Origin of the sequence: Mesorhizobium sp. 8 (assembly GCF_006351905.1) — a bacterium.
In the GTDB taxonomy this organism is placed as follows: Bacteria; Pseudomonadota; Alphaproteobacteria; order Rhizobiales; family Rhizobiaceae; genus Mesorhizobium; species Mesorhizobium composti.
In genome coordinates, this window is the sequence record NZ_CP040914.1 from 1,741,501 (window position 1) to 1,767,371 (window position 25,871).

Sequence of the window (25,871 nt, forward strand, 5' to 3'; positions counted from 1 at the left end):
GTCAGCCCTCCCGCCCGTCGACGTGGTCGGTGCCGGTCATGCCGCGCGAGACGATCAGCACGACGAGGAACAGCGCCGTGGTGGCGAAGCTGATGACGATGGCCGTCAGCACCAGCGCCTGCGGCACCGGATCGATATAGGCCGTCACGTCGACCGGGGCGGAGCCGTCGAGCACGGGCGGCGCATTCACGCGCAGCCTCCCCATGCTGAAGATGAACAGGTTGACGGCGTAGGATAAGAGCGCCAGCCCGATGACCAGCTGGTACGTGCGCGGGCGCAGGATCAGCCAGACGCCCGAGGCCGAAAGGACGCCGATGGCGGCGGCGATGACCAGTTCCATCAGGCACCCTCCCCTTCGGCCGGCTTTCGGGGCCGCGCACGAATGCGTAGCGATTGGTGGGCGATGGCGATCAGCATCAGCACGGTCGCGCCGACGACGAGGCTGAAGACGCCGAGATCGAACAGCATCGCAGACGCCGTCGGCATCTTCCCGATGTAGGGGATCGGCGTGTACTGGAAATAGGACGTCAGGAAGGGATAACCGAAGGCCAGCGAACCGAGGCCGGTGGCCACCGAGGTCAGCAGGCCGACGCCGATCCAGCGCACCGGCAGGATGCGCAGCCGCTCCTCGACCCAGCGCGCGCCGCCGGCCAGGTATTGCAACAGGAAGCCGGTCGCCATGGCGATGCCCGCCGCGAAGCCGCCGCCCGGCTGGTCATGCCCGCGCAGCAGCAGGTAGACGGCCAGCACCACGATCACCGGGAACATCCAGCGCATGATGATCGACGGTACCAGAAGATAGTCCTTCAGCGTTTCGCCGACCTCGCGGTCGCGGCGCACCGAATCGAACTCGTCCTGCTCGCGCTGCTGGTAGGGCGCCTCGGCATTGTCCTCGGCCGGCCTGAAACGGCGAAGCAGCGCGAACACGGTGAGCGCGACGATCGCCAGCACGACGATCTCGAACATCGTGTCGAAGCCGCGGAAGTCGACCAGGATGACGTTGACGACGTTGGTGCCGCCGGCCTCGGCGTAGGAATGCTTCAGGTAGAAATCGCCGACCGAAGGCGGGCGCGGCGTCAGCATGGCGAAATAGGCGAGCGCGGCGATGCCGAAGCCCGCCACCAGCGCGATGGCGAAATCGCGGTGCCGCCTCAGCCGCGTCGCCGTGTCGATGGCCTCGGCCACCGCCTTGTCGCGCTTCGGCAGCCAGCGCAGGCCGAGCAGGATGAGCACCGTGGTGACGATCTCGACCAGCAGCTGCGTGACGGCGAGGTCGGGCGCCGACAGCCAGACGAAGGACAGGCAGGTGACCAGCCCGGTTCCGCTCATCAGGATGAGGGCCGCGAGCCGCTGGTACTTGGCCATGATCGCCGCCGAGACGGCGCAGACCCCGCCGATGGCCCACAGCGAGCCGAGCACAGGGTCCAGCCCATGCACGGTCAGGCGTGGCATCAGGTTGCCCTCGCCCCACATCGCCCAGAAGCCGGCAAGGATCGCCGCCACGACGATCAGCCGCACCTGCGGCTGCAAGCGTCTCGTCGCAACGACGGCCTCGATGGCGCGCGCCCAGCGCCAGCTCACCGTGACGAGGATGCGCTCGAAGATGCGCTGACCCTTGAAGCGGCGGAAGAACGGCGCCCCCTCCTCGCTGCTGGCGAGATAGCGGTGCAGCGCCGCATAGAGCGCCAGCCCGGCGACCAGCGCGATCATGCTCATGATGAGCGGCGTGGTGAAGCCGTGCCAGACGACGAGGCTGTAGGCCGGCGTGCGGTCACCGAGGACAGCGGTCACCGCCGTGTCGAGGAAGGGACCGATGCTCACCGCCGGGATGACGCCGACGACGACGCAGGCGATGACCAGGAGCGCGACCGGCAGGCGCATCAGCAGCGGCGGTTCGTGCGGCTCCTGCGGCAGGTCGACCGGCTTCGGGCCGAAGAACACAGTGTAGATGAAGCGGGCCGAATAGGTCACGGCGAAGGCGCCGGCGAGCGTCGCGATATAGGGCGCGGCGCTGTCGAGCAGCGAGGCCCGATGCTGTTCCAGCGCCTCGGCGAAGAACATCTCCTTGGACAGGAATCCGTTGAGCAGCGGCACGCCGCCCATCGCCGCGCTCGCCACCATGGCGAGCGTCGCGGTGATCGGCATGAAGGAGAACAGGCCGGAAAGCTTGCGCATGTCGCGCGTGCCCGCCTCGTGGTCGATGATGCCGGCGGCCATGAACAGCGACGCCTTGAAGGTGGCGTGGTTGGCCATGTGGAAGATCGCCGCCACCGCCGCCAGCGGGCTGCCGAAGGAGAGCAGCGAGGTAATCAGGCCGAGATGGCTGATGGTCGAATAGGCGAGCAGGCCTTTCAGGTCCTGCTGGAAGATGGCGAAATAGGCGCCGAGCAGGAGCGTCGCCAGCCCGGCGATCCCCACCAGGTTGAACCATTCCGGCGTGCCCGACAGCACCGGCCAGAAGCGCGTCAAGAGGAAGACGCCGGCCTTCACCATCGTCGCCGAATGCAGATAGGCCGAAACCGGCGTCGGCGCCGCCATCGCGTTGGGCAGCCAGAAATGGAAGGGAAACTGCGCGCTCTTGGTCAGCGCGCCGGCCAGCACCAGCAGCAGCACCGGAACATAGAGCGGGTTGGACCGGATCGCGTCGCCCGAGGCCAGCACGACGTCGAGGTCGTAGCTGCCGACGATGTGGCCGATGAGGATCAGGCCGACCAGCAGGCAGAGCCCGCCCGTGCCGGTAAGGGTAAGTGCCATGCGGGCGCCGTCGCGAGCGTTCTGGTTATGGTGCCAGTAGCCGATCAGCAGGAAGGAAAAGACGCTGGTCAGTTCCCAGAAGACGGCCAGCAGGATCAGGTTGCCGGCGATGACCAAGCCCTGCATGGCGCCCATGAAGGCAAGCAGGAAGGCATAGAAACGCGCCACCGGGTCCTTCGGCGACATGTAGTAGCGGGCGTAGACGACGACGAGCAGGCCGATGCCGGTGATCAGCATGGAGAACATCCAGGCGAAGCCGTCCATGCGCAGCGTGAAGGAAAGGCCGAGCGCCGGTATCCATTCGATCGTCTGCTTGACGACGCCGCCACCGGTGACATGCGGATAGAAGGAGGCGGCCACGACGAAGGCGGCAAGCGCGACCAGCCCCGAAAGCCAGGCTTCGGCGTTGCGCGCCATCGGCGTCATGAGCGCGGCCAGAAGGGAGCCGAGGAAGGGCAGGACGATCAGCACCGCCAACAGGTTGCCGTCCCGCATGCTCTATCCGCCCTCGCCTATTCGATGCGTCGTCTCGCCTCCGCAGCCGGCGCGCCCGAAGCAGGCATGCCGACAACACTCATCCTGGTTTCCTAACCGCAGCCCGCGCCCATGACAACAAGGCAAAGGTGCGAAAAGACGCCTCAGAGCCCGTTCGGGAATTCGCTCCGGCGAGCCATATGGCGGTGGTTTCGAGAACCGTAGCGCAGCGGACATTGGGTCCGTGAGCAACGGAAGCGCAGAAAACGCCGTCAGATGACCGCCGGAGTAGAATTTCCAAACGGCTCTCAGCGTTCTTCGCGGCGGAACGGCTTCAGCAACGCCGACGGCGCCACCGCGTTGCGCGACATGAAGGCCATGGCGACGATGGTGAGCACGAAGGGCAGCATCAGGAAGGCTTCATAGGGGATATGACCGAGCCCCGCCGCCTGCAAGCGAAGCTGCAGGGCGTCGACGAAGGCGAAAAGCAGCGCCGCTCCCGCCGAGCGCCACGGGTCCCAGCGGCCGAACACCACCAGTGCGATCGCCACCCAGCCGCGCCCGGAAACGACGCCGAAGGTGAAGGCGTTGAACTGCGCCATGACAAGGAAGGAACCGGCCAGCCCCATCAGCGCGCCGCCCAGCACGACGGCCTGGAACCGCGTCGCCATCACCGACACGCCGGCCGAATCGGCGGCGCGCGGGTTCTCGCCCACCATGCGCACCGAAAGTCCCCATGGCGTGCGGTAAAGGATGAAGGCGGCGAGCGGAATGGCGAGGATCGCCATGTAGACCAGCGTGAACTGGTTGAAGACCGCCGGCCCGAGCACCGGAATGTCGGACAGGATCGGGATCGGCACCGGCTGGAAGCCCTTGATGCTCGGCGGCACCGACTGCTGGCCGAAGACCAGCCGGTAGAGGAAATAAGCGAGGCCGGAGGAAAACAGCGTAACCCCGATGCCGCAGACATGCTGCGACAGGCCGAGCACGACGGTGAAAAGCGCATGCAGCGCGCCCATCAGCGCGCCGGCCGCGACCGCCGCCAGCACGCCGACCCACAGGCTGCCGGAGAAATAGGCGCCGGTGAAGCCGGCCATGGCGGCGAGCAGCATGATACCCTCGATGCCGAGGTTGAGCACGCCCGCGCGCTCAGAGAACATCTCGCCCAGCGTCGCGAAGGCGAGCGGCGTGGCGATGCGGATGATGGCGGCGAGGAAGCCGACCTGGAAGACCTGTTCCAGCACCGCGCTCATGCGCTCCTCCGGATGCGATAGGCGGTGAACAGCAGCGCCACCAGCATGGCGAGCAGCGCCGTGCCCTGGATGACGTCGCTGAGGAAGGCCGGCACGCCGGTGGCGCGCGACATCGCCTCCGCGCCGGTCATGACCGCGGCGAGGAAGATGGCGACCGGCACGACGCCGAGCGGGTTGAGTCTTGCCAGCATGGCGATGACGATGCCGGAATAGCCGTAGCCCGGCGAAATGTCGCTCATCACCTGGAAGTGCACGCCGCCGACCTCGCCGACGCCGGCCAGGCCCGCCAGCGCGCCGGACAGCAGCGCCGCGATAACGATGACACGCTGCACGTCGATGCCGCCGTAGCGCGCCGCCTCCGGGTTCTCGCCGGTGACGCGGATGCGGAAGCCGAGAACCGTGCGCGACATCAGTAGCCAGACCAGAGGTGCCGCCAGCACCGCCACCAGCACGCCGAGATGCAGCCGCGTGCCTTCGATCAGTACCGGCAGGCCGGCCGAATCCTCGATCGGCGGCGAGATCGGATAGCCGCTGAAGGGGTCTTTCCACGGCCCCTCGATCAGCGCCATCAGAATATAGAAGACGATCGAATTGAGCAGCAGCGAACTGACCACGTCGTCGACCTTCAGCCTGACGCGCAGCAGCGCCGGGATGAGCGCCACTGCGGCACCGGCCGCCGCGCCGGCAATCGCCATCAAAAGCATGGCGAGCGGGCCGGGCATCGGGATGGCGCCGACGAAGCAGCTTGCCATCGCGCCGGCAAGAAGCTGGCCCTCGGCGCCGATGTTCCAGAACTTGGCGCGAAAGGCCAGCGTCACCGCAAGGCCGGTGAAAATCATCGGGGCGGCGCGCACCAAGGTCTCGGTGATCGCGTAGCTGTCGCCGAGCGAAGCCTTGAACATCACCCCATAGGCGTCCGCCACGCCGGCACCCGCCAGCACGATCAGGCCGCTGCACAGGACGAGCGTGACCGCGATGGCGACCAGCGGCATGGTCAGGTTCAGCCATGCCGGCGTCCTTTGCCGGGCTTCCAGACGCAGCATCAGGCGCTCCCCCCTGCCCCGCTCATCAGCATGCCCAGCCGCGAAACACTGGCCTCGGCTGAATCGAGAACGCCGACGATGCGACCCTCATACATGACGGCGATGCGGTCGCTGAGCGCCAGCAGTTCCTCCAGGTCCTCGCTGACGACGACGATGCCGCAGCGCCTGGCCCTGAGCGTCAGGAATTTCTCGTGCACGAAGCGCGCCGCGCCGATGTCGAGGCCGCGCGTCGGCTGCGCGGCGATCAGCACCTTCGGGTCGAAGGCAAGCTCGCGCGCCAGCAGCGCCTTTTGCAGATTGCCGCCCGAAAGCGCGCCGGCGCGGACCATCGGCCCCGGACAGCGGATGTCGAAAGCCTCGATCTGCTCCTCGGCGAAGGCGACGATGGCGCCGGGTTTCAGCAGCCCCCTGGCTGAGAAGGCTTCCGTGCCGATGCGCGGCAACACCATGGAATCGGCGAGCGGCAGGTTGGTTACCAGCCCGGTGGTCATCCGGTCCTCGGGGATGCGGCCGAGGCCGAGCGCCTGCACCTCGCGCGGCGTAAAGGCCGCGACACGCTTTCCGGCGATCTCCATCGTGCCGGACTGCGGCTTCAGCATGCCGGAAACGACATCGGCGAGCGCCCGCTGGCCGTTGCCCGAAACGCCGGCGATGCCGACGATCTCGCCTTCGCGCACGGCAAGCGTGACGGCGCGCAGCGGCATGCCGCCATGGCCGGCTGTCGACACGGCATCGAGCGACAGCACGACTTCGCCCGGCACGGAAGGGCCACGTTCAGGCGGCACGATCTCGTGGCCGCACATCAATTGCGCCATCTCCAGCGCCGTCGTCTCGGCCGGCACGTCGACACGCCCGGCAACGCGACCGTGCCTGAGCACGACGCAGCGATGGGTGAGCGCGCGCACCTCGTTCAGCTTGTGCGAAATGAAGATGATGCCGAGCCCTTGTGCCGCCATCGCCCGCAGCGCGGAAAAAAGCCCGTCCACCTCGCTCGGCGCCAGCACCGCCGTCGGTTCGTCGAGGATCAGCAGCCGCGCGCGGCGAAACAGCGCCTTGATGATTTCCAGCCGCTGCTGTTCGCCGATGGAGAGCGCGGACACCGGCTGGTCGGGATCGAGGCGCAGGCCGTAACTGCGGGCGATCTCGTCCAGTCTTGCCAGCGCGCCGGCGCGGTCCAGCCGGCCGCCCTTGCCGGGAATGCCGATCAACAGGTTTTCCAGAACCGTGAGCCGCGAGGCGAGATGGAAATGCTGGTGCACCATGCCAATGCCGGCCGCCAGCGCATCGGCCGAATTGCGGATGCTCACCGGCTTGCCATTCACAAGGATTTCGCCAGCGTCCGGCTGGTAGGCGCCGAACAGTATGTTCATCAGCGTCGTCTTGCCGGCGCCGTTCTCGCCCAGCAGGCCGAGGATTTCACCCGGCGCGACGGCAAGGTCGACGCCCTCGTTGGCCTTCACCGGGCCGAAGCTCTTGGAGATGCCGCGCATCTCGATGAGGGGAATAGGTGTGGTCACGGGGAGTCCAAGTTGGAAGCCGAACGTTCGGGCAGCCCCCTTCTCCCCGTTTACGGGGAGAAGATGCCGGCAGGCAGATGAGGGGCGGTACAAGCGGTCCGAGGTTCGCGCCGCCCCTCATCCGGCCCTTCGGGCCACCTTCTCCCCGTGAACGGGGAGAAGGAGGAACGGTGCCTAATCCGAGGTCGGCGTATTTTCATCCACATCGACGCGGAACATGCCTTCCAGGATCTCGGCCTTCTTCTTCTCGACCATGTCCTTGACGTCCGCCGGCAGCTTCTCGTCGAACTTGTGATAGGGCGCCAGCGACGAGCCGCCCTTGGCCATGCGCGAAAAGTCGCCGTAGTCCTGTGCAGTAAAGACGCCGGCCTTGACCAGCTTCACCGCCTGCTCGACGGTCGGATACATGTCCCACACCGGCCCGGTGATGACGGTGTCCGGCGCCAGGCTCGACTGGTCGGACATGTTCGAAATGGCGAACACGCCCTTTTCCTGCGCCGCCTCGATGACGCCGAAGCGCTCTGCGTAGATGACGTCGACACCGGCGTCGATCTGCGCGATGGCCGCCTCCTTGGCCTTCGGCGGGTCGAAGAACGAGCCGATGAAGGTGACCTTGCGCTTGACGTCCTTGTTGACCTCCCGCGCGCCGGCAAAGAAGGCGTTGACCAGCCGGTTGACCTCGGGAATGCCCATCGCCGCGACCGCGCCGACCGTGCCCGACTTCGACATCTTGCCGGCGATCATGCCCGACAGGTAGGCCGGCTCATGGATCCAGTTGTCGAAGACGCCGAAATTCGGCTCGGCCGGCCCGGCGCCCGAACCGAACAGGAAGGCGGTCTTGGGAAACTGCTTGGCCGTGCGGCGCGATTCGCGCTCGGCCGCGAAGGCGTCGCCCATGATCAGCTGCGCCCCGCCCTGTGCATATTCGCGCATGACGCGGCCGAAATCGGCGGTCTGCACCTTCTCAGACCATTTGTATTCGATGCCGAGCTCCTTCTCGGCCTTCTGCAGCGCGACGTGGATCTGGTGGTCCCACGGCTCCTCGATCGGCGTGGCGAAGATCGCCGCCACCTTCACCTTCTCGTCGGCGGCAAACGCCCAGCGCGGCAGAACCAGCGCCGCCATGCCGGCGGCGCCCAGCCCCAGCACCTCGCGCCGCGACAATCCGGCCGGCAGCGCCTTGCCCCTCATCCTATTGTCCATCGTTCGACCCTCTTTTGGATTCGCGGCGCGTCCTTCTGCGGGGCCGCCGGGCGACTATGGATCGCGGCTAAAGTTTTGTCCACATGGTCAAAAACCATGCTTTGCGAGTCCAGTTTGGCCGGGTCCGGCGTCTAAGCTGCTTCGGTGCCGAGATAGAGCCGGTGCAGTTCGTCCGGCGTCCTGGCCAGCGCCTTGCACGCGCCGTCGTAGACGATGCGGCCGCGCCGCATGACATAGGCGCGGTCGCCGATCGACAGCGCAAGGGCCGCGAACTGCTCGACCAGCAGGACGGCCAGCCCCTCGTCGGCAAGCCGCCGCACCGCGTTCATCAGCCGCGTGACGATGACCGGCGCAAGCCCCGCCGACATCTCGTCGATGAGCAGCACCTTCGGCCGCGTCAGCAGGGCGCGCGCGATGACCAGCATCTGCTGCTCGCCGCCAGACAAAAGGCCAGCCCGCACCGCGCGGCGCTGCACCAGCTCGGGAAAAAGGTCGTAGGCCTGTGCCATTTCCGCCTCCCGGCTGAGGCCCACTTTAAGATTTTCCTCCGTCGTCAACTGGCGAAAGACCGTGCGCCCCTGCTCCACATGCGCCAGTCCCTCGCGCGAGCGCAGGCCCGGCCTTGCCTTCTGGATTTCCCGTCCGTTCAGCTCGATCCTGCCGCCGGCGACCGGGATGATCCCCGACAGCCCTTCCAGCAGCGTCGTCTTGCCGGCGCCGTTGGCACCCAGCAGCACGCTGATCGCCCCGCTTTCGGCGACCAGGCTCACCTGCGAAACCACCGGCAATTCGGCACGATTGACCGAAAGATCGGAAACGACGAGCCTGCTCATGCCGCCACGCTCTCTTCCTCGATGCCGAGATAGGCCTTCTTGACCACCGGCTCGCCGAGCACTTTCGACGGCGGGCCGGAGGCGATGACCTTGCCGAAGTCCAGCACCGTGATTTCGGAACAGACGGAGCGCACGAGGTCCATGTCGTGCTCGACCAGCAGCACGGCCGAGCCGAACAGTTTTGGAATCTCAGCGATCCGCTGGCCGAGCCGCACCGACTCCTCATGCGACTGCCCCGCTGCCGGCTCGTCCAGCAGCACCACCGCCGGTCGCGCGGCGACGACGCCGGCGACATCCAGCAGGCGCCGCGTGCCGGCATCGACCGTCGTCACCGGCACCTCCGGGTCGGGACAATCGAGCCAGTCGAGGACGGCCCTGATTTCGCTCTCCGTTAGTCCCTTCGCCGCGAGGTTCAGATAGCCGCCGACCGTCAGTTCCGGCGCGATGCGGTTGGTCTGCCAGGTGCGACGCACGCCGGCGCGGGCGCGCAGATGCGCCGGCCGGCCCTCCAGCGCCACGCCGGCCAGCTTCACACTACCCTCGTAGTGATGCAGGAAACCCGCCACCGCGTCGATAAAAGTGGATTTGCCGGCGCCGTTGGGGCCGATCAGCCCGGCCACGGTGCCGGCCGGAACCTTCAGGTTGACGTGGTCCAGCGCCACCACCGAGCCGTAGCGGACGCTAAGGTTGTCGATCTCCAGTGCCACCGATGCCGCATGGGCGGCCGGTGACGGCAGGCTGGCCCCGGTCGTTTCCACGGTCTTGGTCCGCCGCGCCGGCCTGAGCTTGCGGGCCAGCCGACGGAACGTCTCACTCATCGTCTCGCCGGTCGACAGCGCCTGGGTTGCGCCGATGGCGAACAGCACGTTGCCGATGTCCTGCGGCAGGTCGAAGCGGCGCAGGATTTCCGGAAACATCACCACCAGCAAGCCGCCGATGATGGCGCCTTCGGCGAAATGCGCGCCGGTCATCACCGCCACCGCATAGAGGCTGAGCGAGGCCATCATGGAAAAATTCTCCGCCACCAGCGTGCCGAGATAACCGGCGAGCAACCCGCCGGAAATGCCGGCGATAAAGGCCGAGATGGCGAAGGCCGACAGTTTCGAGGCGGCGATGCTCACGCCATGCGCGGCGGCCGCGCGTTCCGAATGCCGCACCGCCAGCCACGAGGCGCCGAGCCGCGAACGCGCGAGGAATTCCAGCGCCACCGCGATGACGGCATAGACGATCAGCACGAAGACGAAATAGCCGCCGTCGCTGTCGAACAGCGCCGGGCGCGGCACTTGCAGGAAGGTCGTCTGCCCCGGATAGGTGATGGTCGCGAGGATGGTATCGAAGGCGGTGGCGAAGGACAGCGTGACGATGGCGAGGTTGATGCCGCGCAGTCTCAGCGCGGGAAGACCGATGGCGACGCCGAACGGCACCGCCGCCAGCCCGCCGAGCAGGATCCACACAGTGAGCCCGCCCGGCGCTTCCGCCAGATTGAGATAGCCGACCGTCCAGGCGCCGACACCGGCGAACGACATCTGGCAGAGCGCGATCATGCCGGTGCGGCCGGCCACCAGCCCGAGGCTTTGCAGCGCCACACCGGTGATCAGCACCGAAGTGGCGAGGAACACCCAGTAGGACGGCAACAGGCCGACGACCGCCGCGCCGCCAACGGCAAGGGCGGCGACGAGCGCCAGCGAGGCTCTGAGGCTAGCGCGCGTCATCCCAGCGGGCCTCCCTCTGCGACCACAGCAGCACGGCGAGCACCACCAGGAAGGGGATGGCGCTGCGGTACTGGCTGATCGAATCCACCGTGCTCGCCATGCCTTCGATGACGCCGAGCAGGATGCCGCCGGCCAGCGTCAGCCAGAAGCTGCGGAACAGGCCGACAAGGGCGGCCGCCAGCGCCGGCACCACCAGCAGGCTGAGCGTCATGAAATTGGGTGAGCGCTGCGGCGCGATGATCATCAGCGCGAAGGTGGTGAAGGCGCCCGTCAGCCCCCACACCAGCAGCGACAGCAGTTGCACCTTGACGCCGAGCAGTTCGGCCGCCATCGGCCGGTCCGACAGCGCCCTGAGATGCAGGCCGACGTGCGTGCGGTTCAGGAACAGGTCGGACAGCACGGTGAACAGCACCGCCAGCCCGATCGTCAGCACCGAGGCGAAGGTCACTTCCACGCCGGCCATGCGGAAGGCCGAGCCGGGGAAAAGCTCCGGCATCACATGCGGGTGCTGCCCGCCGGTCAGCCGCAAGCCTACGGCGATCAGCCCGACCAGCAGCGCGACCGTGACGGCCGCCTTGGTCGAGGCGCTGGATTCGGCGAACCAGCGGGTCATGATAGTGCCGATGGCGACGCCGACGAAGGTGCCGACGAGAATACCGGCGAATACCGAGGGCCAGGTCGGATAGCCCGCCTCCGTCAGCGCGATCAGCGCGAAAGTCCCTGCCGTGCCGATCGCAGCACCGGTGAAATTGACCACCGAAACCAGCCGGTAGGTGAAGACGGCACAGACGCCGAGGAGAGCGTATGTGCCTCCTGCCGTCAGTCCCGCCACCGCGGATGTAAGCAATGCGTCCATGACCCGTCCTGTGAGAAAAAGCGGGCGGCGGACGCTGCCGCCACCCGAGGAGGAACCGGGGAACCTATTTGGCGTCGGGCAGATGCACCCAGTCCTTCGTCTCGACCGTCCACTTGCCCTTGTCGAGCTTCATCACCTTGGTCGCGCGCATCGGTGAATGCGTCTTGGCCTCGCCGAACACATAGGGCGAACCGGCGAGCGGATTGGAGATCGGCTGCATCTTCAGCAGAGCCGCGTTGACGCTGTCGCGCGTCACTTCGCCGTCGATGCCGCCGACGACCTTGAGAAACATCTGCGCGGCGAGATAACCGCCCTGCGAGAAGGCGGTGAGCGGCCGGTTCGCCTTCTTCATGTCGGCGATCCATTCGGCATTCGCCGCCGAGTCCGTCTCGGTGTAGGGCTCCCACTCGGTGCCGGCATAGATCGGCTGCGGCGAGTCGGCCAGCGCCTTCGCGACCTGCTCGGTGTAGCCGGGGGCGAGGAACAGCCAGTTGATGCCGGTGATCTTCTGCGCGTCGACCGTCTTGATGAGCTGCACCACCTGCGGCTCGACCTGGTTGGTCAGCACCGTGTCGCAACCGGCGTCGTGCGCCTTGATGACATAGGGCGTCAGATCGCCCTGGAACGGCAGGGTGAGATCGAGCAGATGGATCTTCTGGCCGGAGATATTCTCCCAGTCCTCGATGCCTTTCTTGTAGGCTTCCTGCGTGCCGCCGATGATGATGAAGAATGCGCAGAGCTTCTTGGCCTTGAGCACGTTGGTGGCGTAGTAGCCCATCGCCGTCGTCAGCGTGAACGGACCGACATTGACCGGCGCGATGTTGGGCGAGGAGAAGCAGGCGGCGTCCACGCCGAGGCCCTGGATGGAACGGATGTCCTTGCGGGCATAGGTGGCGGCGTTGACGGCGCAGTCGAGCAGGCTGGCCGAGCCGACCAGCGCCACCGCTTCCTTGTTGTCGATCAGGTCGCGCGCCGCCTGCGCCGCCACGGCCGGGTCCGCCTTGTCGTCGGCGATGGTGTAGTCGATCTTGCAGCCGTTGATGCCGCCGGCGGCATTGACCGCGTCGAAGGCGGCCTGCGTCGCCTTCGGCACCTCGCTGAAGTCGGCCGGACCGGTGATGGTCGAGACGGCGCCGACCTTGATGGCGCCGCCGCTGCAGATCGGGCCGGCGGCCGAGGCGGTCCCCGCCATCGCGCCGAGGCCAAGGGCGGCGAGCGACGCCGCAAGAAGGCTTGATTTCCATGTCATGTCGCACTCTCCCATTGCTTTTCTGCCCTCAAGCCGCCGACCGGGCCGGCGGATCGATGCTGCCGGCCCCGATGCCGGCGAATTTCACCAGCGTCGTCGCGATCATCTCGCGCGCGATGCCGCGCACGATGAACACCAGCCGCGTGCGGCGATCGGCGGACGGCCATGCATCCAGCCGCACCGGCGGATGGAACACATGCTGCACGCCATGCAGCACCATCGGCCGCGCCGGGTCGTCGGCGCGGCAGACCAGCCCCTTCATGCGCAGCATGTCCTCGCCCTTCAGCATGGCGACGTAGTCCAGCCAGCGCGCGAAGGATGCCCACTCCACCGGCTCGTCGATGACGAAGCTGTAGGAACAGATGCCGTGGTCGTGCGCGTGATGATGATGGTGGGAATGATCGTGGTCGCAGTCCGGCCCGCAATCATGGCCGGCATGGCCATGCTCATGCATCAGCCCATGCACCGGCAATACGGCCGCTTTTTCCAGCCAGGCTGCCAGCCGCTCCCGCTTACCGGTCTCATCCCCGGCCAGCGCGTCCAGCGCCTCGAAATCCGCCTCGCCGTTGCTGGCGATGCCGCGGCTGGCGGTCGGCGCCAGCACATCGAGTCGCCGTCCGAGCGCCTCCACCGTTTCCGGCGAAGCGAGGTCCGTCTTGGTGACGAGCAGATGGTCGACGACGGCGACCTGCTTTGCCGCTTCGGCATGACGCCCCAGCGTCGCGAGCCCATTCATCGCATCGACGGTGGTGACGACACCGCCAACGCGGAATCGCGCCGCAAGCTCCGGCTCGGCGATCAGCGTGTGCAGGATCGGCGCCGGATCGGCCAGCCCCGTCGTCTCGATGACGACACGGCGCAACGGCGGCGTCTCGCCTGCGCGGCTCCTGCGCTCCAGTTCCTTCAGCGTCTCGACCAGATCGCCGCGCACGGTGCAGCAGACGCAACCGTTGTCGAGCAGCGTGAACTGCTCTTCGCTCGCCTCGATCAGCAGGTGGTCGAGCCCGACTTCGCCGAACTCGTTGACGATCACCGCCGCCCCCGCCATGGCGGGGCGGCGCAGCAGCCGGTTGAGCAGGGTCGTCTTGCCGCTGCCGAGAAACCCGGTCAGCACCGTGACAGGGATTTTGACGGCATCAGCCTCGCTCATAGACCTGCCTCCCCTCGAACCATGTCGAAAGCACCTTGGTGTCGGCGATCTCGTCGGACAGCACCTCCAGCACGTTGCGCTCGAGCACGATGAAATCGGCCGACTTGCCGATCTCCAGCGAGCCGATGGTGCCGTCGAGGCCCATCACGCGAGCGGAATTGATGGTGAAGATTTCTAGCACCGTGGCGATATCCAGTGCTTGCTCCGGCCACAGCGATTCGCCGGCGAAATCGCCGGATGGGTTCTGCCGCGTCACCAGCCCTTCCATGCCGTTCCACGGGTCGGGATTGGGGATGACCGGCCAGTCGGAGCCACCGGCCATCAGCGTGCCGGCAGCGAGCAGGTCGCGGTTCGGCCAGAAGCGCGTCGCGCGCTCCACGCCCATCGTCTGCTTGTGGCCTTCGAGGAAGGCGGTCGGATACCAGATGAAGGGCGACAGGTCCGCCGCCACGCCGAGTTCGGCGAAACGCTTGATATCGCCCGGCGCGATGTAGCTGGCATGGGCGATGTGGTGGGTAAGCTTCGTCGGTCCGTTGAAGGAGCGCACCACGTCGATGGCGTCCAGCGCCTGCGTGACGGCCGCATCGCCGGCGCAGTGGATTTTCACCGACAGGCCGAGCTTTTCGCAGCGACCGACCCAGCGCACCAGTTCCGGCACACTGGCCAGCGTCGTGCCGCGGAAGCAGCAGCCGAACACCGGGTCCGGCGTATAGGGTTCGTGGAAGGCGGCGGTGCGGGCGCCCGGCACGCCGTCGAGGAACACCTTGGTGAAGTCCGGCCTGACATGGGCGCTGCGGAACGTCTCGCGCAGCGCGAAAAGCTCCTCGCCGGCGATGCCGAACATGAAGGAGGGTTCCGTCACCGGCATGGCCGCACTCGCCCAGGCGGTCAGTTCGCCGCGATCGTCCAGCCCCTTCAGCGCCGCCATCACCGGCTGCATGGCCGCCGCGTCGAGGAAGGCGGTGACGCCGTGCTCGTTCAGCGTGGCGATGGAATGCGCCATAGCCGCGCGGTCCATCTCGTCAGTGTAATGGCCGGACGAGACGATGGCGCGTTCGATCATGCCGGAAGCCGATTCGATCATCAGCCCGGTCAGCGCGCCGGTTTTCGGGTCACGACCGAAGCTGCCCTGTTCCGGGTCGGCATTGGCGGCGGTCACACCGGCGAGCCGCATCGCCGCCGTATTGACCCAGCGGTTGTGATAGGTGTCGTCGCGCAGCAGCACCGGCCGGCCGAGGCTCGCCTCGTCGAGCAGGCGAAGCGACTCCTCGGTGTTGATCGTGGCGATCAGGTCGCTGCCCCATTGCGCGCCGATCACCCACTTGCCTTCCGCCGTCTTCTCGGCCGCCGCGCGCACCTTCTGCAAAATGCTGTCGCGGCGCTCCATGTTGGAGATGCGCAGCTCGAACAGCGCCGCCTGCCCGCCCATCATCATGTGGGTGTGAACATCGACGATGCCCGGCATCGCCATGCGGCCCTCGAGGTCGAGCACGCGAGTTCCCTCGCCGACGAGCGGGCGCACCGCCGCCTCGTCGCCCACCGCGATGATGCGCCCGCCGCGCACGGCGAAGGCGTTCGCCCAGGAGCGCGCGCTGTCGACCGTATAGACACGGCCGTTCAGCACCACGAGATCGGCGGCGGCTGGCGTGCTGGACATGCTCGAACTCCTCCCTCGATCTTCCGGTTTGTGCGGCGCTCCTCCTGCGCCGTCACACCGCCCTGTTCTGTGTCGGCGGCCTGCCGCCGCCGTCCGCCACCAGCACCGCGCCGGTGACGAAGGATGCCTCGTCCGACGCCAGGAACAGGCAGCACGATGCGATTTCGGCCGGCTCGGCCACGCGCCTCAGCGCAATGCGCTTCGTCAGCGCGGCGAACTCGGCCTCGGGCGTCGAACCGTTGCGGGCTGCCGACTCGCGCATCTCCTGTTCGCTCATCGGCGTGCGCACCCAGCCCGGCGCCACCGCGTTGGCGCGGATGCCGTCCGGCCCGTGCGCGAAGGCGAGGCTGCGGGTGTAGGAGACGAGTGCGGCCTTGCTGGCCGAATAGGCGGCGTTCTGCGCGGCGGCATTGAAGGCGCCGACCGAGGCGATGTTGACGATCGCCCCGCCCTGCCGCTTGAGCAGAGGCAGAGCCGCGCGGCACACCTTCATCGCGCCGGTGACGTTGACGGCGAAGCTGCGCTCCCAGTCCTCGTCGGACACGCTTTCAGGCTCGTCCTCGATCATCAGCCCGGCGGCGTTGACGACGATATCCAGCCGCCCGCCGCAGGCTTCGACGGCGGCAGTGACGTCAACACCCTCGGAAACGTCGCCATGGGCGGCGATCCCGCCGCAAACCGCGGCCGCTTCGGCGAGCTTCGGACCGCCGTGGCCGAATAGCACGACCGCCGCGCCCTCGCGTGCGAACAGTTCTGCCGTTGCGCGCCCCATACCGGTCGCAGCCCCCGTCACCAGCGCCGTGCGCCCTGCAAGCCGGCCGCTCATGCCTGCCCCCACTGGTTTTCGACGGCAAAGCCCGTCTCGGGAAGCACCAGCCCGCCGTCCACGACGATGGTCTGGCCGGTGACGTACTTGGCCTGTTCGGAGGCGAGGTAGAGCATGGCGAAGGCGATATCGTCGGCCTCGCCGAAATGGCCGACGGGAATGAAGCGGCCGATCTTCGCCATCGTCTCCGGCCGGCTCATCGTGCCGCGCCCCGGCTTCTCGACAAAACCCGGCTCGACGCCGTTGACGGTGATGCCGTCGCGCGCGAGCTCGAAGGCGGCGCCCCGGATGAAGGCGTTGACGCCGGCCTTGGCCGCCGAATAGTGGACGCCGCCACCCATCGCCTGCCGCGAAGACACCGACGAAGTGACGAGGATGCGGCCGAAGCGGTTGGCGCGCATGACGGGCGCAGCCGCCTGCGCCAGCCAGAAGCAGGCCTTCAGGTTGAGCGCCAGTGCCTCCTCCAGCCTGTCCTCGTCCATCTCGTCGATGGTCGCCCACGGACAGCCGCCGGCATTGTGGACGACGATATCGAGTTTTTCTCTGTCACCCGCCACGTCCTTCACCAGCCGGGTGAGATCGCTTCGGCCAAGTCCGGGGAGCGGCACTGTCCGCGCCGACAGACCACGCGCGCGCAAGTCCTCGGCCAGAGCCTCGGCGACATCCAGCGTACGGTTGGCGATGACGACGGAAGCGCCTGCCTCGGCCAGCCGCGTGGCGATGGCGGCGCCGATGCCGCGTCCGCCACCGGTCACCAGCGCCGCCCTGCCGGAAAGATCGAAGGGCTTCGCCATCGCTCAGACCACGCCCGCTTCGCGCACCAGATCGATGAAGCGCGAGAACACTTGCGTGTGGCGGTCCACGTCTGCGGCCGACGTCGCCGGGCACATCAGGAACATGGTGTGGAACGGCGTCACCAATATGCCCTCGTTCATGTAGAAGGCGTGCAGCAGCGTCTCCAGATCGCCGCGCCGGCTGGCGATCACCTCGGCGCCGTTCTTCGGCGGCCGCGGCATGAACATGATTTCCGCGCGCGCGCCGGTCTGCGTGACGTGCCAGGGCAGTTGATGCGTCTCGATGACATGGCGCGCGGCGTCCGCCAGTCGCGAAGCGTTGGCGATCATCGTCTCGAAATTGGCCGGCGTCAGCACATGCTCCAGAACCGCGCGCATGGTCGCCACCGTCAGCGCGTTGCCGGCCAGCGTGCCGCCGATGCCAAGATGCGCCGATTGCCGGACGCGCGGATCGACCTTCGGCACGATTTTCCACAGCCGCTCGGCCACCGCCTGCGAGGTGCCGAAGATGCCGGCCGGAATGCCGCCGGCGATCGCCTTGCCGGCCACCAGCATGTCCGGCTCCAGCCCGTGCAGCGCCGTATAACCGCCGGGACCGCTGGAGATGGTGTGCGTCTCGTCGATGATCAGCAGCGTGCCGGTGCGCCGGGTGATTTCGCGCAGCGCCGCGTGAAAGCCGTCGGCAACCGGGATCATGCCGAAATTCGTCATCAGCGGCTCGGTCAGCACGCAGGCGACGTCCTCGTCCGCCAGCGCCCGCTCCAGCGCCTCGACGTCGTTGAACTCCACCACCTTGGAGACGGCGGCGTGGTTCACGCCGTTGGGGTGGATCATGTTGCGCAGGCCGACCTTGCCGTCGCGGATCTCGACATGCGCCTCCTCGACGCCGCCATGGTAGCAGCCGGAGAAGACCAGCACCTTCGGCCGGCCGGTGATCATGCGGGCGATGCGGATGGCGCCGCGGTTGGCGTCGGTCGCCGAGGTCGTCAGCGTCCAGTAAGGCAGGCCGAAGCGGCGCGAGAGCTCGGCCCCCACCCAGAGGCTGTCCTCGGTCGGCAGCATCATGGTGGTGCCGCGCCGAAGCTGCCGCACCGCCGCCTCGGTCACCGCCTCCGGCGCGTGGCCGCACATGCCTCCGGTGTCGCCCAGCGCGAAATCGACATAGGCGTTGCCGTCGACGTCGAGGATATGGGCGCCTTTCGCCTCGGCCGCATAGACGGGAAACCCGCCGGCCCAGCGCCGCATCCAGTGCGATGGCCCGCCGTAGAGGAAATGCGCCTGCCCTTTCCGCCAGTCCTCGAACGAGCGCGGATGGGTCCGCCGGAAGCGCTCCTGCTCGCGATCGATCAGCCAATCGATCGTCTCCGGCACGGACTGCTGCATGGCACTTGCCGTCAACGCTTCCTCCCACGGATGACGGAAACAGTCACAAATTAAAGGTTCACTATTTGAACCACTATTTTGTATAGTACATCAGACTGACGGCGACGAGGATCGCTGTCAAGTTAATTCACACGCGAACTATCTCGCGAAATCGAATGGAGGCGCTGGAGTGAGCACCGTCGGCAAGGCAGCCTCGCTGCTGGAACTGTTCACCATGGCCGAGCCGGAGATCGGCCTGTCGGAACTCGCACGCCGGGCCGGCCTCGACAAGGCGACGGCGCGGCGCCTGCTGGTGGCGCTGGCGGCGCATCGGCTGATCGAGCAGGAGCCGGCAAGCCGGCGCTATCGGCTGGGCGCCGGCCTGTCGCGGCTGGCCCGCATCCGCGACGCCAACTTCCCCTTCGCCCGCATCGCCGCACCCGTGATGAAGGACCTGGCAGCCGCGACCGGCGAGACCGCGCACCTCTCCGAATTCAGTGGCGGCGCGCTGCTGACCGTGCATGTCGAACTGTCGGCGAAGGCCAATCGCGTCAACGTCAACGCCGGCCAGATCCTGCCGCTGCACGGCACCGCGTCCGGCCTCGCCTTCCTCGCCTTCTCCCGTTCAGCCGTAACGGAAGCTTATCTCGACAAGCCGCTGGAAAGATTCACCACTCACACGCTGACGGATCGCGCCAACCTCGCCGATCAGGTCCGGCTGGCGGCTGAGCGCGGCTATTCGCGCAGCGCTCAAGGATACGAGGACGGCGTGCACAGCATCGCCGCCCCCATCCTCGGCGCCGACGGCCACGCCCTCGGCGCGCTGTCCATCGCCTCGCCGCTGTCGCGCGTCGACGACGCCACGGCGGCCGTGCAGGCAGGCGCGGTCATGGCCGCCGCGCGCGAGATCGCCGCCCGCCTCACCGGCGAACCGCTGCCGGCGCCCTGACGGTCTTTCAGCTTTCGAAGTCGCCGAACACGTCCTGCAGGCGGGTCAGCCGGTCGACGCGCTGGTTCACCTTGTCGCCGAGCTCGACGATGACGTGGGAGATCATCAGGTCCATCAGCGACACGGTGATGGCCGCCCCGTCCCACAGCGGCCCGCGCGCGCCCGGCATGACCAGCGCGACGTCGGAAACGTCCTGCGCCCACACGCAGGCGTCGTCGGTCAACAGGACGACCTTGACGCCCGCCGCGCGCGCCTCCTCCGCCAGCGGCCGGGCCTTGTTGGCGAAACGGCGCACGTCGAACAGGAACAGGCAGCGGTTCTCGACGCTGCCGTCCAGCACCTCGACATAGGTGCCGTTCAGCCCGTCGACGAACTCGACGCGCGGCCGCGCGTAGGAAAGCTGGCTGGCGAAATACTGCGCCACGCCGCGCACGTTCTGGTAGGCGGCGATGAAAACCTCCTCGGCGCCGATCAAAAGGTCGATCGCCTGGTTCCACTGCGGCGACATGGTGATCTCGTAGATATGGCCGAGATCGTCGATCTGCTGCTGGATGAGCGCCGCGATCAGCTTGCCCTCGCGCGCGTCCCGGCGCAGCCGCTCGAAATTGCCCTTGACCTGCCAGCCGGTGCGATGGGCGCTCTGGCGCATCTCGCGCTTCAGTTCGTCGAGGCCGCCATAGCCGAGGCGGCGCAGATAACGGCCGACCGTCATCTGGCTGACGCCGACGCTCTGGGCGATCGACTTCGCCGTCTCGAACGGCAGCTCGGCCAGGTTGCGCTCGATATAGTTGGCGATCAGCACGTCGGATTTGGTCTGCCGGGCGTCGGGAGACTTCAGTTTCGCCGCAATGTCTCTCGCCATCTGCCGTATCCTTCGGCGGCGCGGCCGGTTTCAAAGAGGCCCCGGCCGCGCCGTCAGGTTGAAGTTGTTATTGCGCCGTCTTGATCGTCGTCCACATGCGGTCATACTTGCGGATATCGGCGCCGAGATCGACGAAGATCTGCAGCCGCTTCATGACGTCCTGCGGCGGGTTGATCTCCTGCGAGTTCTTGATCTTCTCGGGCTCCAGCGCGCGCGCCGGCACGTTCGGCGTGCCGTTGGTCTGCTGGGCGATGTTGAGCGCCGCCACTTCCGGCCGCGTGTAGAACTCCAGGAATTTCTTGGCGTTTTCCTTGTTCGGCGCCGTCTTCAAAACGCAGATGTCCTCCTGGTACATCGTCGCGCCCTCTTCGGGAATGACATAGCCGAGCGTCTTCGGGTCCTGGAACACGTCGATCATCGCGCCGACGAAATAATGGGCGGCGGCGATGTCGCCCGCCCACACCATCGGCCGGCTCTCATAGGTGAAGGCCGCCACGTAGGGCTTCATGTCGATGATGGTCTGCGCGGCCTGCTTCAGGTCCTCCGGATCGGTGGAATTGACCGACTTGCCGTTGAGGATCAGGCCGACGCCCAGCACCTCACGCATGTCGTCGAGCAGGGCGAACTTCAGGTTCTTGGCCTTCACCGTCTCGATCAGGTCCTTCCAGCCGGTGATGTCCTTGCCGAGCACCTTGCGGTTGTAGCCGATGCCCACCGTGCCCCATGCATAGGGCAGGCAGTATTCGCCCTTGGGGTCGGTCTTGGCCCGCAGGAACTGCGGATCGATGTTCTTGAAGCCCTCGTACTGGTTGATGTCGGTCTTCTCCAGCAGGTCCAGGTTGGCCATGATGTCCTGCATGTAGACGGACGGGAAGACGATGTCGTAGCCGGTGTCGCCGGTGCGCACCTTGGCCAGCATCTCGTCGTTGGACGAATAGGTGTCCAGCTTGACCTTGATGCCCGTCTCGGTCTCGAACTTCTTCAGCACCTCGGGATTTATGTATTCGCCCCAGTTGTAGATGTTGAGCTGCCCCTCCGCGCTGGCCGGTGCCGTAAACAGCCCCACCGCCGCGGTCAGCGCCGTGGCGCAGACGATGCCCGTCAGCCGACGCACCACGGCCCGACGCGTCGGCCCCTCGCGCGCCGGTACCGTGAATCCGGTCCCGTAATCCTTTTTCATAGTCGCTCCTCCGCTAGGGTCGGGATCGCCGCAACGTCCTCCGCCGGCACCCCGCCCGTCGACGGGATGCACCCCGTCCATTGACATTCACATGTTAATGATATCAAGGTAACGAAAATAAACAACAGATATCAGAATAACATTCTGCAAGTGGGGATCGCATGGGAGCACACATCGTTCAGCTCGAACGGGCGACGAAGGCCTTTGCGCTGCCCGAAGGCGGAACCATCACGGCGCTGCACGGCATCGACCTCGACGTCGAGCGCAACGAGTTCCTCACCCTGCTCGGCCCCTCCGGCTGCGGCAAGACCACGCTGCTCCACGCCATCTCCGGTTTCGTCCAGCTCGACGCCGGCAAGGTGCGCATCGACGGCGACGACGTCAGCGACCGCCCGCCCCACCGGCGGCCCGTCAACACCGTGTTCCAGAACTACGCGCTGTTCCCGCACATGAACGTCGGCAACAATGTCGGCTATGCGCTGGACATAGCCGGCACCGAACGCAAGGAGCGCAACCAGCGTGTCGGCGCCGCACTTGAACTGGTCGGTCTGGCGGGGCTGGAGAACCGCCTGCCGCGCCAGATCTCCGGCGGTCAGCAGCAGCGCGTGGCGCTGGCGCGGGCCATCATAGCGCGCCCGAAGCTGCTCCTGCTCGACGAGCCGCTGTCCGCGCTGGACCGCAACCTGCGCCAGGCCATGCAGATCGAACTGAAGACCCTGCAGGCCGAACTCGGCATCTCCTTCATTTTCGTCACGCACGACCAGGAGGAAGCGCTGACCATGTCCGACCGGCTGGCGGTGCTCAACAAGGGCGTGATCCAGCAGATCGACACCCCGCGCACCGTCTACGACCGGCCGACCAACGCCTTCGTCGCAAGCTTCATCGGCGCCTCCAACCTGTTCGAGGGCACGGCGGCGCGCAGCGGTGGCAACACCCTGGTCGCGACCGCCGACGGGCTGCGGATCGAGGCGGCCTGCTCGGGCGGCTGGAAACCGGGCGACGGCGCGGCCGCCACGGCGCTGATCCGGCCCGAACAGTTTTCGCTGGTCGGCGCAGGCGCGAAAGGGCCGACGATCGGGATCGACATCGAGCAGGTCGTCTTCACCGGCCTCAACTTCCAGATCCACGGCCACACGCCGTCCGGCCGCAAGATCGTCGCCATCATCGCAGCCGTCCGCCAGGCGGACGTCGCATCGGCCGAGGCCGACGGCAAGGCGAGGCTCGGCTACGATCCGGCCGCCGTCCACCTCCTGCCCGCCGACGGCACGCCGGCAGCAGCGGAGTTGGCGGCATGAGCGCGTCCACCCTGCGCGGCCGCCGGCGCAGCCAACTCGGCATCCTGCTCGGCCCGGCGACGGCCTTCCTGGGCATCTTCTTCCTGTGCCCGCTCCTCATCATGCTGGTCTACTCCTTCCTGGAGCCCGGCCTCTACGGCGGCGCCGAATGGGCGTTCTATCCCGACAACTACGGCCGCATCCTCGGCTTCGCCAATCCCGACTTCGAGATCTACGACCCCGTCTACATCGCCATTTTCCTGCGCTCGCTGAAGATAGCGCTCATCACCGTCGCCGCCACGCTGCTGGTCTGCTACCCGGCCGCCTTCCAGATCAGCCGCCTGCCCGACCGCTGGAAGAATTTCGCGCTCTTCCTCATCACCCTGCCCTTCTTCGCCAGCCTGATCGTGCGGTTGTTCATCTGGGTGCTGATCCTGAAGAAGACCGGCTTCGCCAACATGGTGCTGACCGGCCTGCACATCGTCTCGCATCCACTGGAACTGATCTACACCGAAGGCGCCATCATCGTCGGCATGGTCTACGTCTTCATCCCCTTCATGTTCCTGCCGGTCTATGCCAGCGTCGAGAAGCTCGACTGGTCGCTGGTGCGCGCCTCGCAGGACCTCGGCGCCAACGGCTTCCAGACCTTCTGGCGGGTCATCTTCCCGCTGACGCTGCCCGGCGTCGTCGGCGGCTCGATCATCGTCTTCATCCCGGCGCTCGGCAATTTCATCGTGCCGGCCGTGCTCGGCGGCGCCAAGGTGATGATGCTCGGCAACCTGATCGAGCAGCAGTTCCTCGGCGCCCGCAACTGGCCGTTCGGCGCGGCGCTCGCCATGCTGGTCATGGCGGCGGTGCTGGCGATCCTGTTCTTCTACATCCGTTTCGAGGCGCGTCGCGGCGACGACGCGCCCGTGCTGCGCTGAGGTCCGCCCATGGGTTCGCTCCGCAATGTCGGCGTCGTCGGCCTGTTCGGCTACACGATCCTGTTCTTCACCTTCATCTACCTGCCGATCGTGCTGATCGTCGCCTATTCGTTCAATTCGGACCCGATCAACATGATGAACTGGTCCGGCTTCACCTTCGACTGGTACCGCCAGATCTTCGGGCTCAAGAACACGGTTTCGGAAAACGCCCTCTATATCGAATCGACCGAGCAGCTTCTCAACGCGCTGCGTAACAGCCTGACGGTGGCCGCCTTCACCACCACGATCGCCACGGTGCTCGGCACCGCCACCGCGCTCGGCCTCTACCGCTTCAACTTCCTCGGCAAGAAGTTCTACCGGGTGCTTTTGTTCGCGCCGATGCTGATGCCCGACATCGTGCTCGGCATCGCATTGCTGATCTTCTTCGTCGGCGCCGGCGTCTCATTGGGGCTGAAGACGATCATCATCGGCCAGTGCAGCTTCCTCGTCTCCTACGTCTTCATCGTCGTCTCGGCACGGCTCGCCGGCATGGACCGCTCGCTGGAGAACGCCTCGGCCGATCTCGGCGCCGACGAATGGACGACGTTCCGCCGCATCATCCTGCCGCAGGCGATGCCCGGCGTCATCGGCGGCGCGCTGCTCGCCTTCATCATCTCGATGGACGACCTCGTCATCACCTACTTCATCTCCGGCGTCGATACCCAGACGCTGCCGATCTTCATCTTCGGCATGCTCAGGCGTGGCATCAAGCCGGAGATCAACGCCATCGCCACGCTGATGCTTTTGTTTTCATTCGCCGTCGCCTCGCTCGGCCTCTATTTCCGCTCACGGCGCGGTTGAAAGGATCTTCATGACCGACCAGACGCAACCGATCCGTGCCCGCGACCTCGGGCTGGATTTTTCCGGCACGACCGGCGCCCTGAACGCCATCACCGACGTGCCCGGCGTCGCTGTCGGCCTGCGCACCATCATCGAGACCGAACCACGACCCGGCCGCGAAAAGCTCGTGCGCACCGGCGTCACCGCGATCCTGCCGCATGCCGACGCCCCTTCGCCCCGGCCCGTCTTTGCCGGCATCAACCGCTTCAACGGCAATGGCGAGATGACCGGCAGCCACTGGATCGAGGACGGCGGCTATTTCGTCGGCCCGGTGCTGATCACCAACACCCACGCCGTCGGCATGGCGCACCACGCCGCCGTCAAATGGATGCTCGGCCGCTATCCCGAAACCTATGGCGCCGACAAACCGCTGTGGCTGATGCCGGTGGTGGCCGAGACCTATGACGGCCTGCTCAACGACATCAACGCCCAGCCGGTCGGCGAGACAGACGTGCTGGCTGCCCTGGACAATGCGGCCGGCGGGCCGGTGGCCGAGGGCAACACCGGCGGCGGCACCGGCATGATCGCCTACGAGTTCAAAGGCGGCACAGGCACCGCCTCGCGACGGGTCGAGATCGACGGCCGCGCCGGCACCGTCGGCGTTCTCGTGCAGGCCAATTTCGGCATCCGCGACTGGCTGACCGTGCTCGGCGCGCCGGTCGGCCGGCACCTGCGCGAGAACCTCCTGTCCGGCAAGACGGGCGAGCGCGGCTCCATCATCGTCGTCATCGCCACCGACCTGCCGCTCCTGCCCCATCAGTTGAAGCGGTTGGCGCGGCGCGGCGGGCTTGGCATCGGACGCACCGGCACGATGGGCGGCAACGGCTCGGGCGACATCTTCCTCGCCTTCTCGGTCGCCAATGCACGGGACCTGCCGCATCAGGCGCCGGGTTTCGCCAATCTGGAAATGCTCAACGACGAGCGGATCGACCAGGTCTACGAGGCCGCCGTGCAGGCGGTCGAGGAAGCCGTGCTGAACGCCATGGTCGCCGCCAGGCCTATGGGCGGCAGCAAATGGGACCGGGCGCATGTCGCGGCCATCGATCATGCCGAACTTGTCGAGGTGCTCGGCCGCTACGGCAGACTGCGGACCGAATAAAGGGCCGCGGTCATTGCCG

Annotated in this window: 22 protein-coding genes; 5 read left to right on the top strand and 17 right to left on the bottom strand. The window is 66.9% G+C overall.

Features of this window, described 5'->3' with window-relative positions; all coding sequences use genetic code 11:
* Position 1 precedes the first annotated feature (1 nt).
* The 15 genes from FGU64_RS08430 to FGU64_RS08500 form a co-directional block, all read right to left on the bottom strand.
* Positions 2-340 (bottom strand): Na+/H+ antiporter subunit C, encoded by a 339-nt coding sequence (locus FGU64_RS08430; RefSeq protein ID WP_136356086.1) that lies wholly within the window; start codon positions 338-340, stop codon positions 2-4.
* Positions 340-3,249: a monovalent cation/H+ antiporter subunit A gene (locus tag FGU64_RS08435; protein ID WP_139952320.1), complete on the bottom strand. Its 2,910-nt coding sequence runs from the start codon at positions 3,247-3,249 to the stop codon at positions 340-342. The genes FGU64_RS08430 and FGU64_RS08435 overlap by 1 nt, the downstream gene beginning before the upstream one ends.
* A 287-nt stretch (positions 3,250-3,536) precedes the next feature.
* Positions 3,537-4,481 carry an ABC transporter permease gene (locus FGU64_RS08440; protein WP_139952323.1) on the bottom strand — a complete coding sequence of 315 codons (945 nt, stop codon included), beginning with the start codon at positions 4,479-4,481 and terminating at the stop codon, positions 3,537-3,539.
* Entirely contained in the window at positions 4,478-5,524 is a 1,047-nt protein-coding gene (locus FGU64_RS08445) for an ABC transporter permease (RefSeq protein WP_139952326.1), read from the bottom strand. Before FGU64_RS08445 ends, FGU64_RS08440 begins: the two co-directional genes overlap by 4 nt.
* Positions 5,524-7,014 carry an ABC transporter ATP-binding protein gene (locus FGU64_RS08450; RefSeq protein WP_139955310.1) on the bottom strand — a complete coding sequence of 497 codons (1,491 nt, stop codon included), beginning with the start codon at positions 7,012-7,014 and terminating at the stop codon, positions 5,524-5,526. The genes FGU64_RS08445 and FGU64_RS08450 overlap by 1 nt, the downstream gene beginning before the upstream one ends.
* 201 nt (positions 7,015-7,215) lie before the next feature.
* Positions 7,216-8,244, bottom strand: a complete 1,029-nt coding sequence (locus tag FGU64_RS08455) for a BMP family protein (protein ID WP_139952329.1) — start codon at positions 8,242-8,244, stop codon at positions 7,216-7,218.
* Positions 8,245-8,375: 131 nt separating this feature from the next.
* Entirely contained in the window at positions 8,376-9,077 is a 702-nt protein-coding gene (locus FGU64_RS08460) for an ABC transporter ATP-binding protein (protein ID WP_139952332.1), read from the bottom strand.
* Positions 9,074-10,789, bottom strand: coding sequence for an ATP-binding cassette domain-containing protein (locus FGU64_RS08465; RefSeq protein WP_139952335.1), 1,716 nt, complete (start codon positions 10,787-10,789; stop codon positions 9,074-9,076). The genes FGU64_RS08460 and FGU64_RS08465 overlap by 4 nt, the downstream gene beginning before the upstream one ends.
* Positions 10,776-11,645, bottom strand: coding sequence for a branched-chain amino acid ABC transporter permease (locus FGU64_RS08470; RefSeq protein ID WP_139952338.1), 870 nt, complete (start codon positions 11,643-11,645; stop codon positions 10,776-10,778). The genes FGU64_RS08465 and FGU64_RS08470 overlap by 14 nt, the downstream gene beginning before the upstream one ends.
* A gap of 64 nt (positions 11,646-11,709) precedes the next feature.
* Entirely contained in the window at positions 11,710-12,894 is a 1,185-nt protein-coding gene (locus FGU64_RS08475) for an ABC transporter substrate-binding protein (protein WP_139952341.1), read from the bottom strand.
* Between the two features lie 28 nt (positions 12,895-12,922).
* Positions 12,923-14,044 (bottom strand): GTP-binding protein, encoded by a 1,122-nt coding sequence (locus FGU64_RS08480; RefSeq protein WP_139952344.1) that lies wholly within the window; start codon positions 14,042-14,044, stop codon positions 12,923-12,925.
* Positions 14,031-15,701 carry an amidohydrolase gene (locus FGU64_RS08485; RefSeq protein ID WP_139952347.1) on the bottom strand — a complete coding sequence of 557 codons (1,671 nt, stop codon included), beginning with the start codon at positions 15,699-15,701 and terminating at the stop codon, positions 14,031-14,033. Before FGU64_RS08485 ends, FGU64_RS08480 begins: the two co-directional genes overlap by 14 nt.
* 52 nt (positions 15,702-15,753) lie before the next feature.
* On the bottom strand, positions 15,754-16,527 hold the full coding sequence (locus FGU64_RS08490) for an SDR family oxidoreductase (protein ID WP_139952351.1): 774 nt from the start codon (positions 16,525-16,527) through the stop codon (positions 15,754-15,756).
* A complete protein-coding gene (locus FGU64_RS08495; RefSeq protein ID WP_139952354.1) occupies positions 16,524-17,321 on the bottom strand; it encodes an SDR family oxidoreductase in 798 nt (265 codons plus the stop codon). Before FGU64_RS08495 ends, FGU64_RS08490 begins: the two co-directional genes overlap by 4 nt.
* Before the next feature lie 3 nt (positions 17,322-17,324).
* Entirely contained in the window at positions 17,325-18,719 is a 1,395-nt protein-coding gene (locus tag FGU64_RS08500; protein ID WP_246671266.1) for a transaminase, read from the bottom strand.
* A gap of 154 nt (positions 18,720-18,873) precedes the next feature.
* Here FGU64_RS08500 and FGU64_RS08505 point away from each other — a divergent pair, with 154 nt between their 5' ends.
* Positions 18,874-19,632, top strand: coding sequence for an IclR family transcriptional regulator (locus FGU64_RS08505; protein WP_139952357.1), 759 nt, complete (start codon positions 18,874-18,876; stop codon positions 19,630-19,632).
* Positions 19,633-19,639: 7 nt separating this feature from the next.
* Here the strand turns inward: FGU64_RS08505 and FGU64_RS08510 are convergent, their stop codons facing one another.
* Both FGU64_RS08510 and FGU64_RS08515 read right to left on the bottom strand, forming a co-directional pair.
* Positions 19,640-20,494 carry a MurR/RpiR family transcriptional regulator gene (locus FGU64_RS08510; RefSeq protein WP_139952360.1) on the bottom strand — a complete coding sequence of 285 codons (855 nt, stop codon included), beginning with the start codon at positions 20,492-20,494 and terminating at the stop codon, positions 19,640-19,642.
* Positions 20,495-20,561: 67 nt separating this feature from the next.
* Positions 20,562-21,674 carry a spermidine/putrescine ABC transporter substrate-binding protein gene (locus FGU64_RS08515; protein ID WP_139952363.1) on the bottom strand — a complete coding sequence of 371 codons (1,113 nt, stop codon included), beginning with the start codon at positions 21,672-21,674 and terminating at the stop codon, positions 20,562-20,564.
* Between the two features lie 161 nt (positions 21,675-21,835).
* Here FGU64_RS08515 and FGU64_RS08520 point away from each other — a divergent pair, with 161 nt between their 5' ends.
* The 4 genes from FGU64_RS08520 to FGU64_RS08535 are packed head-to-tail and all read left to right on the top strand — an operon-like array spanning position 21,836 to position 25,852.
* On the top strand, positions 21,836-22,969 hold the full coding sequence (locus FGU64_RS08520) for an ABC transporter ATP-binding protein (RefSeq protein ID WP_139952366.1): 1,134 nt from the start codon (positions 21,836-21,838) through the stop codon (positions 22,967-22,969).
* Positions 22,966-23,874: an ABC transporter permease gene (locus FGU64_RS08525; RefSeq protein WP_139952369.1), complete on the top strand. Its 909-nt coding sequence runs from the start codon at positions 22,966-22,968 to the stop codon at positions 23,872-23,874. Before FGU64_RS08520 ends, FGU64_RS08525 begins: the two co-directional genes overlap by 4 nt.
* Positions 23,875-23,883: 9 nt before the next feature.
* Positions 23,884-24,714 (top strand): ABC transporter permease, encoded by an 831-nt coding sequence (locus FGU64_RS08530; RefSeq protein ID WP_139952372.1) that lies wholly within the window; start codon positions 23,884-23,886, stop codon positions 24,712-24,714.
* Between the two features lie 10 nt (positions 24,715-24,724).
* Positions 24,725-25,852, top strand: a complete 1,128-nt coding sequence (locus FGU64_RS08535; protein ID WP_139952375.1) for a P1 family peptidase — start codon at positions 24,725-24,727, stop codon at positions 25,850-25,852.
* Positions 25,853-25,871: the final 19 nt, after the last annotated feature.

Bases quoted from the DNA above. Each gene is read 5' to 3' on its own strand.
- FGU64_RS08430 (WP_136356086.1), bottom strand. From the start codon at position 340: ATGGAACTGGTCATCGCCGCCGCCATCGGCGTCCTTTCGGCCTCGGGC.
- FGU64_RS08435 (WP_139952320.1), bottom strand. From the start codon at position 3,249: ATGCGGGACGGCAACCTGTTGGCGGTGCTGATCGTCCTGCCCTTCCTC.
- FGU64_RS08440 (WP_139952323.1), bottom strand. From the start codon at position 4,481: ATGAGCGCGGTGCTGGAACAGGTCTTCCAGGTCGGCTTCCTCGCCGCC.
- FGU64_RS08445 (WP_139952326.1), bottom strand. From the start codon at position 5,524: ATGCTGCGTCTGGAAGCCCGGCAAAGGACGCCGGCATGGCTGAACCTG.
- FGU64_RS08450 (WP_139955310.1), bottom strand. From the start codon at position 7,014: ATGCGCGGCATCTCCAAGAGCTTCGGCCCGGTGAAGGCCAACGAGGGC.
- FGU64_RS08455 (WP_139952329.1), bottom strand. From the start codon at position 8,244: ATGGACAATAGGATGAGGGGCAAGGCGCTGCCGGCCGGATTGTCGCGG.
- FGU64_RS08460 (WP_139952332.1), bottom strand. From the start codon at position 9,077: ATGAGCAGGCTCGTCGTTTCCGATCTTTCGGTCAATCGTGCCGAATTG.
- FGU64_RS08465 (WP_139952335.1), bottom strand. From the start codon at position 10,789: ATGACGCGCGCTAGCCTCAGAGCCTCGCTGGCGCTCGTCGCCGCCCTT.
- FGU64_RS08470 (WP_139952338.1), bottom strand. From the start codon at position 11,645: ATGGACGCATTGCTTACATCCGCGGTGGCGGGACTGACGGCAGGAGGC.
- FGU64_RS08475 (WP_139952341.1), bottom strand. From the start codon at position 12,894: ATGACATGGAAATCAAGCCTTCTTGCGGCGTCGCTCGCCGCCCTTGGC.
- FGU64_RS08480 (WP_139952344.1), bottom strand. From the start codon at position 14,044: ATGAGCGAGGCTGATGCCGTCAAAATCCCTGTCACGGTGCTGACCGGG.
- FGU64_RS08485 (WP_139952347.1), bottom strand. From the start codon at position 15,701: ATGTCCAGCACGCCAGCCGCCGCCGATCTCGTGGTGCTGAACGGCCGT.
- FGU64_RS08490 (WP_139952351.1), bottom strand. From the start codon at position 16,527: ATGAGCGGCCGGCTTGCAGGGCGCACGGCGCTGGTGACGGGGGCTGCG.
- FGU64_RS08495 (WP_139952354.1), bottom strand. From the start codon at position 17,321: ATGGCGAAGCCCTTCGATCTTTCCGGCAGGGCGGCGCTGGTGACCGGT.
- FGU64_RS08510 (WP_139952360.1), bottom strand. From the start codon at position 20,494: ATGGCGAGAGACATTGCGGCGAAACTGAAGTCTCCCGACGCCCGGCAG.
- FGU64_RS08515 (WP_139952363.1), bottom strand. From the start codon at position 21,674: ATGAAAAAGGATTACGGGACCGGATTCACGGTACCGGCGCGCGAGGGG.
- FGU64_RS08520 (WP_139952366.1), top strand. From the start codon at position 21,836: ATGGGAGCACACATCGTTCAGCTCGAACGGGCGACGAAGGCCTTTGCG.
- FGU64_RS08525 (WP_139952369.1), top strand. From the start codon at position 22,966: ATGAGCGCGTCCACCCTGCGCGGCCGCCGGCGCAGCCAACTCGGCATC.
- FGU64_RS08530 (WP_139952372.1), top strand. From the start codon at position 23,884: ATGGGTTCGCTCCGCAATGTCGGCGTCGTCGGCCTGTTCGGCTACACG.
- FGU64_RS08535 (WP_139952375.1), top strand. From the start codon at position 24,725: ATGACCGACCAGACGCAACCGATCCGTGCCCGCGACCTCGGGCTGGAT.